This is a genomic window from Prosthecomicrobium sp. N25, assembly GCF_037203705.1.
Lineage (GTDB): Bacteria > Pseudomonadota > Alphaproteobacteria > Rhizobiales > Ancalomicrobiaceae > Prosthecodimorpha.
This window is the reverse complement of the sequence record NZ_JBBCAT010000002.1, coordinates 913,255-919,789: the sequence shown is the minus strand read 5'-3', so window position 1 is coordinate 919,789 and position 6,535 is coordinate 913,255. Positions and strand designations below refer to the sequence as shown.

At 68.7% G+C, this 6,535-nt stretch carries 4 protein-coding genes; 1 reads left to right on the top strand and 3 read right to left on the bottom strand.

All coding sequences use genetic code 11. From position 1 onward, the window contains the following. The first annotated feature begins 404 nt into the window (after positions 1-404). Positions 405-2,396 (top strand): M23 family metallopeptidase, encoded by a 1,992-nt coding sequence (locus WBG79_RS19090; protein ID WP_337358770.1) that lies wholly within the window; start codon positions 405-407, stop codon positions 2,394-2,396. A 16-nt stretch (positions 2,397-2,412) separates the two neighbouring features. Here the strand turns inward: WBG79_RS19090 and WBG79_RS19085 are convergent, their stop codons facing one another. From WBG79_RS19085 to clpB, 3 genes are all read right to left on the bottom strand, one after another. After that, positions 2,413-2,997 carry a DUF2239 family protein gene (locus tag WBG79_RS19085; protein WP_337358769.1) on the bottom strand — a complete coding sequence of 195 codons (585 nt, stop codon included), beginning with the start codon at positions 2,995-2,997 and terminating at the stop codon, positions 2,413-2,415. A gap of 89 nt (positions 2,998-3,086) precedes the next feature. Next, the gene (locus tag WBG79_RS19080; RefSeq protein WP_337358768.1) at positions 3,087-3,719 is read right to left on the bottom strand and encodes a YitT family protein; all 633 of its coding nucleotides are present in this window, start codon (positions 3,717-3,719) and stop codon (positions 3,087-3,089) included. A 121-nt stretch (positions 3,720-3,840) separates the two neighbouring features. Beyond that, positions 3,841-6,441: an ATP-dependent chaperone ClpB gene (gene clpB, locus WBG79_RS19075; RefSeq protein ID WP_337358767.1), complete on the bottom strand. Its 2,601-nt coding sequence runs from the start codon at positions 6,439-6,441 to the stop codon at positions 3,841-3,843. Positions 6,442-6,535 lie beyond the last annotated feature (94 nt).

Here is a 6,535-nt window from a genome sequence, read left to right as displayed (position 1 = left end):
CTCGGAGCCGACCGCTTCAGTCTTGCGAGAGAAGCTGACCCTCACCGGGCCGCCGAACCCTCAGATAACCACCCGAGGACCCGGAAACAAGAGCGAAGTCCACTGCCGCTCGGCAGCGCCACCGCCCTCGTCGTTGGCCGCTATCTAGTCCCCCACCCCGCCACCTGTCAACACGGCTCTTCGAATTTTTTCGATCCGGCCGATCCGCGGCCCGTCCGGCTGCCGGCGTCCCTCGAGCCCTCGCGATCCGTCTTCCATCTTTTGCCCGATTTGTGCTGGAGGACACGGGTCCCACGCCCTCCTCGGAGACGGGCGAGCGTTGACGCCGACCAGGCGAGAGTGCAGTTTGAGGCGCCCTCCCGCGGGTCCGGCGCTGCTTCGCGAAGCTGAACACGACGGAGACGATGCAGAGTATCCGAGCAGCCCACGACGACGAGATCGATCTCGGGCCCGAGCCGCCGCTGCGCGCGGACGGCAGCGGCCTGCCGTTCGACCGTCGGAAGGTCTCGCTCCGCTGGCTCGCCGGCACCGTCCTGACCGGCATGACCTCCGCGTTCCTCATGGGCGGCGCGCTTGTGGTCGCCCTCGACGGCCAGTACACCCTCGCTGCCACGCCGGACACAGGCTCCGACTCCGCCCGGTCGCTCGATCGGGTCGCGATCAACCGCCGCGACGGCGTGCTCCCCAAAGCCGACCGGCTGCGCAGCACCGCCGATCAGTTCGCCACCCGCACGGTCCTCAACCTGTCGACCATGACCCGCGTCGGCGACAAGGACCTCATCCGCGTCCGCCCCTTCGTGCGCATCTCGGCCTCGCTGGCGCAGAAGCGCAGCGAGGCGATGGCCAACCTGCCCGCCTACAACCCGCTCAAGGTCTTCGCCGATACCGACATCCTGTCCGGCAAGTCGGCCGGCAGCCGCAACCCCGCCTTCTACGACGCGAAGGTCGAGGGCGAAGTGGCGCTGCGGACAACCAGCTTCCCAGCCGACTCCACGCTCTTCGATCCCGACGTGACCATGTCGGCCGGCGAGGTGGAACGGATCGTCCGCGACCAGGCCCGCTTCCTGACCGACGGGACCGTCCAGACCGCGGCACTGCCCATCACGTCGGACGCCGATCGCTTCGAGACGAGCTTCTTCGGCGGCGGCGTCGCCTCCGCCATCTCGCTGAAGATCACCCCCGAGAACGTCTCCTTCTTCGCGAAGTCGGACGCCGAGAAGACCGGGGCCGCGGCAGGCAACGGGCTCGACGAGAAGCTCATCCCCTTCACCAACAACGACAGCCTGAAGGGCATCCTCAAGGAACACAACGCCGACGACAAGCTCGCCGGCGAGATCATGAAGGCGATCGCCCGCGTCTACGACCTGAAGAACCTCGATCAGAGCCACCGGCTGAAGATCGGCCTCGCCAAGATCGACGAATCCACCAAGTTGAAACCGGCCCGCGTCTCCATCTACAAGGAGACATCGCACATCGTCACCGTCGCCCTGAACGACGACGGCGGCTACGTCACCGCCCAGGAGCCCGACCAGAACGAGAATGCAATGGCGGACGAGATCGGGGACGACAACAACATCCCCGAGAACGGCCCGGTGCCGACGCTCTACCAGAGCCTCTACCAGACCGCGCTCGAGAACCAGATCCCGCAGACGACGATCCGCGACCTGGTCCAGATCTTCAGCTACGACATCGACTTCAACCAGAAGGTCAAGCCGGGCGACAGCCTCGAGGTCTTCTACTCCCTCGCCGACGAGAACGACGCGAAGTCGGTCCAGGAGGTGCTCTATACCTCCATCACCGTCGGCGGCCAGCCCAAGCGCTTCTACCGCTACCGCTCGCCCGACGACGGCACGGTCGACTACTACGACGAGGCCGGCAAGAGTGCGAAGAAGTTCCTGATGCGCAAGCCCATGGAGGGCGGCGTGTTCCGCTCGGGCTTCGGCGGCCGCCGCCACCCGATCCTCGGCTACTACCGCATGCACACCGGCGTCGACTGGGCGGCCCCCGTGGGCACGCCGATCCTGGCCGCCGGCAACGGCACCATCGAGGAGGCCGGCTGGAAGGGCGGCTACGGCCGGCAGGTCAAGATCCAGCACGCCAACGGCTACGAGACGACCTACAACCACATGTCCGGCTTCGGCCGAGGCATCGAGAAGGGCGCCAAGGTCCGCCAGGGCCAGGTGGTCGGCTACGTCGGCACCACCGGCCTCTCCACCGGACCGCACCTCCACTACGAGGTGCTGATCAATGCCGCCTATGTCGACCCCATGCGCGTCCGCCTCCCCCGCGGCAAGGAACTCGCCGGCCCGATGCTGGCCGAGTTCCGCAAGGAACGTGAGCACGTCGACCAGCTCATGAAGTCCCCCGCCCCCGCCAAGGTCGCGGCGACGAACTGAGCGGGACTGGGCCTGGTCACGCGAAGGCGCCGTCCGCCATGGCGCGGGCATGGTCGCGGATGTCGGCCGGCCAGTCTTCGATGAACCGCTCGAAGGCGGCCCTGTCACCGGAGAAGAGGGCGCGGGTCGCCTCCTCGTAACCCGGCAGGTCGCCCGCCATGGCGGAGAGGAAGCGGTTCGCCGCCTCGCGAACCCGGCGGACATGGTCATCCCATTCGCTGCCCTTCCGGGCGACCTCCACCAGCTTGCGCAACGCCACCGAGGCCCCGCCCGGCTGCCCGTTGAGCCATTCCCAATGGCGCGGCAGGAGCGTGACCTCCCGGGCGACAACCCCGAGCTTCGGCCGTCCCCGCCCGGGCGCGGGCGGTCGGGACGCCGGGTCAGCCTCGTCGATCGGACTGGCCTCGCCGTAGCGGCGCGCGATCTCCTCGTCGCTGCCCCGCCAATCGAGGTCGACCGCACGGCCGGTCCGGTCGTCGAATACGAGCGGCATCGGGTCCTCGGCGGAGCGGGCCTTCAGGGCCAGAGCGACCGCGGCGAGCGACCCGCGCGCGATGCGGCGATGGCCGAGGAAGGCGGTGACGCGGGCTGATTCGGACATGGGGACCTCCGGAAACGCGAGGCCTTATTTCTACCCGGATGAAATTGGCTCGTCAATTAGACCCGGATAAAATAACCGCACCGCCCATCTCATGAGACGCCCGCATAGCGCCCCGGACGATGGTTGATCGCCAGCACCACGTTGAGCATCACGGCGCCCAGTACCGACAGCAGCACCTGAGGCCAGTCCATCACCAGCAGGCCGCCGGCCACGATGAGACAGTCGAAACCCATCTGCACCGAGCCGGCCCGCCATCCGAACCGCTCCTGGAGGAAGACGGCGAGCACGCCGATGCCGCCCAGGCTCGCCTTGTGGCGAATGAGGGCGAGAAGCCCCACGCCGACCAGAAGACCGCCCATCACGGCGGCGAAGGTCGGGTCGACGGCCTCGACGTGGATCAGCGCCGGAAGGGCGAGGCTTTCGGCGGAGAGGAGGCCGACGGCCGCGAAGGTCCGCACCGTGAACTTAGGTCCGAGCACCGCCCAGGCGAACAGGTAGAAGGGCAGGTTCACGGCGAAGATGATCCAGCCGATCGGCCAGCCGGTCGCGTAGGCGGCCAGGAACGCGATCCCGACGGTGCCGCCGGTGGCGAGCCCGGCGAGCTTCAGGATCTGGACCCCGAGCGCGACCAGGAGCGTGCCGGTGAGGAGCGCGAGCGCATCCTCGACCGGGCCGTGTCGGCGCGGCCGTCCTGTCCGGTCGGATCCGAAGCGCTCATGCACCCTCCGGCACCGACCCTAGCAGGCTCATGCTGCAACGCAATATAAGCCCGGTGCAGGACCTCGAATGGCGAAAGGCCCGGCGGTCTCCCGCCGGGCCTCGCCTCTCACATGGGCCGCGAATTCACGCCGCCTGGTCGGCCGCCGCCTCGCCGGTGACCTGGATCAGGAGCCGGTCGCCGCCGGCCGAGACCGTCACGGCGTCGCCGTCCTTGACCTGGCCCGCCAGGATCTTCTCGGCCAGCGGGTCCTGCACGAAGCGCTGGATCACCCGCTTCAGCGGCCGCGCCCCGTAGACCGGGTCGTAGCCCTTGTCGGCCAGCCAAGCCCGCGCCGAGGCGTCGAGGTCGATCGTGATCTGCCGGTCGGCGAGCAGCGTCTTCAGCCGGCCGATCTGGATATCGACGATCGCCCCCATCTCGGTCCGCTTCAGGCGGTGGAACAGGATGATCTCGTCGAGGCGGTTCAGGAACTCCGGCCGGAAGTGGCCGCGCACGACGCCCATCACCTGGTCGCGCACCGCGTCGACGTCCTCGCCCTCCGGCTGGTTGGCGAGATACTCGGCGCCGAGGTTCGACGTCATGATGATCAGCGTGTTCTTGAAGTCCACCGTCCGGCCCTGGCCGTCGGTCAGACGCCCGTCGTCGAGCACCTGCAGGAGCACGTTGAAGACGTCGTGGTGCGCCTTCTCGACCTCGTCGAAGAGCACCACCTGGTACGGCCGCCGCCTCACCGCCTCGGTCAGCGTGCCGCCCTCCTCGTAGCCGACATAGCCCGGAGGTGCGCCGATCAGCCGGCTGACGGAGTGCTTCTCCATGAACTCCGACATGTCGATGCGGACCATCGCGGTCTCGTCGTCGAACAGGAAATGCGCGAGAGCCTTGGTGAGCTCGGTCTTGCCCACACCGGTCGGCCCGAGGAACATGAACGAGCCCATCGGCCGGTTCGGATCCTGAAGGCCCGCCCGGGCGCGCCGGACCGCGGTCGACACCGCATGCACCGCCTCCGCCTGGCCGACGACCCGCCGCGCGATCTCGTCCTCCATGCGCAGGAGCTTCTCCCGCTCGCCCTCGAGCATCTTGTCGACCGGCACGCCGGTCCAGCGGGACACGACCTGGGCCACGTTGTCGGCCGTGACCTCCTCCTGGACGAGAGCAGTCGCCGTCTTGGCCTCGGCGTCCTTGAGCTTCTTCTCAAGATCGGGAATGACCCCGTAGGCGAGCTCGCCCGCCTTGGCCCAGTCGCCGCGGCGCTGCGCCTGCTCCAGCTCGAGGCGAGCCTGGTCGAGGCCTTCCTTCAGCTTGGTGGCCGACTGCAGCTTCTCCTTCTCGGCCTGCCAGCGCTGGGTGACCCCCGCCGATTCCTCCTCCAGCGAGGCGAGCTCCTTCTCGAGCTTGCCGAGACGGTCCTTGGACGCCGGATCGCTCTCCCGCTTCAGGGCCTCGCGCTCGATCTTGAGCTGCATGATGCGCCGGTCGAGCTCATCCAGCTCCTCGGGCTTGGAGTCGACCTGCATGCGCAGCCGCGAGCCCGCCTCGTCGACGAGGTCGATCGCCTTGTCGGGCAGGAAGCGGTCGGTGATGTAGCGGTTGGAGAGCGTCGCGGCCGCCACGATCGCCGAATCGGTGATGCGGACGCCGTGATGCAGCTCGTACTTCTCCTTGATGCCGCGCAGGATCGAGATCGTGTCCTCGACCGTCGGCTCCGCCACGAAGACCGGCTGGAAGCGCCGGGCCAGCGCCGCGTCCTTCTCCACGTGCTTACGATACTCGTCGAGCGTGGTCGCGCCGACGCAATGGAGTTCGCCCCGGGCGAGCGCGGGCTTCAGGAGGTTGGAGGCGTCCATCGCCCCCTCCGCCTTGCCGGCCCCGACCAGGGTGTGCATCTCGTCGATGAACAGGATCACGCCGCCGGCCGCCGCGGTCACCTCGGAGAGCACGCCCTTCAGCCGCTCCTCGAACTCGCCGCGATACTTCGCGCCCGCGATCAGCGCGCCCATGTCGAGCGCCATCAGGCTCTTGTCCTTCAGGCTCTCGGGCACGTCGCCGTTGATGATGCGGAGCGCCAGGCCCTCGACGATCGCCGTCTTGCCGACGCCGGGCTCGCCGATCAGGACGGGGTTGTTCTTCGTGCGCCGGCTGAGGACCTGGATGGTGCGCCGGATCTCCTCGTCGCGGCCGATGACCGGGTCGAGCTTGCCGTCCCGCGCCGCCTGGGTCAGGTCACGGGCGTAGCGCTTCAGCGCGTCGTACTGGTTCTCGGCCGAGGCGGAATCCGCGGTGCGGCCCTTGCGTAGGTCGTTGATCGCCTGGTTGAGGGCAGCCGGGGTCGCGCCCGCGGCGGCCAGCGCCTTGCCGGCCTCCGTGTCCTTCTCGGTCGCGAGCGCGAGCAGCAGGCGCTCGACCGTCACGAAGGCGTCGCCGGCCTTCTCGGCCATCTTCTCGGCGGTCTCGAAGACGCGCGCCGTCGGCTGCGCCAGGTAGATCTGGCCTGACCCCCCGGAGACCTTCGGCAGCTTCTCGAGCGCCTTCTCGGTCGCCGCGAGAGCGTCGCGCGACCGGCCGCCGGCGCGGTCGATGAGCCCGGCCGCGAGCCCCTCGGGGTCGTCGAGCAGGACCTTCAGAATGTGTTCCGGCAGGAATTGCTGGTTGCCGCGCGACAGCGCGCTCGTCTGCGCCGACTGCAGGAAACCGCGGACGCGATCTGTGTATTTCTCGGGATTCATGCGTTCCCCCTTCTCGCCCGCCGGTTCCGTCCGAAGCCCGGAGCCGGCGTCAGGAGTGACTGGATTGGCCCCGCCCGATCCCGGGAGGCGACCG

Coding starts and splice junctions, on each gene's coding strand:
- WBG79_RS19090 (WP_337358770.1), top strand. CDS start 405: ATGCAGAGTATCCGAGCAGCCCACGACGACGAGATCGATCTCGGGCCC.
- WBG79_RS19085 (WP_337358769.1), bottom strand. CDS start 2,997: ATGTCCGAATCAGCCCGCGTCACCGCCTTCCTCGGCCATCGCCGCATC.
- clpB (WP_337358767.1), bottom strand. CDS start 6,441: ATGAATCCCGAGAAATACACAGATCGCGTCCGCGGTTTCCTGCAGTCG.